The following is a 305-nucleotide window of genomic DNA, read 5'->3' as shown; positions in this document are numbered from 1 at the left end:
ACAAGGTAGCCGTCTCGGAAGGTGCGGCAGGATCACCTCCTTTCTATGGAGAATTGATGAACGCTGTACATCAATAAAGTTTCCGTGTTTCGTTTTGTTCAGTTTTGAGAGAACTATCTCTCATATATAAATGTATGTTCTTTGAAAACTAGATAACAGTGTAGCTCATATTTTTTAATTTTTAGTTTGGTTAAGTTAGAAAGGGCGCACGGTGGATGCCTTGACTCTAGGAGTCGATGAAGGTCGGGACTAACGCCGATATGTTTCGGGGAGCTGTAAGTACGCTTTGATCCGAAGATTTCCGA

At 41.6% G+C, this 305-nt stretch carries 1 rRNA gene; it reads left to right on the top strand.

Going from position 1 to position 305, the window contains the following annotated elements:
- Nucleotides 1-188 precede the first annotated feature (188 nt).
- Nucleotides 189-305 (top strand): 23S ribosomal RNA (locus KVT27_RS24155); the annotation flags it as partial.

It is taken from the genome of Lysinibacillus sp. GbtcB16, assembly GCF_019091145.1.
Classification (GTDB): Bacteria; Bacillota; Bacilli; order Bacillales_A; family Planococcaceae; genus Lysinibacillus; species Lysinibacillus fusiformis.
This window is presented reverse-complemented; position numbering and strand designations above follow the sequence as displayed.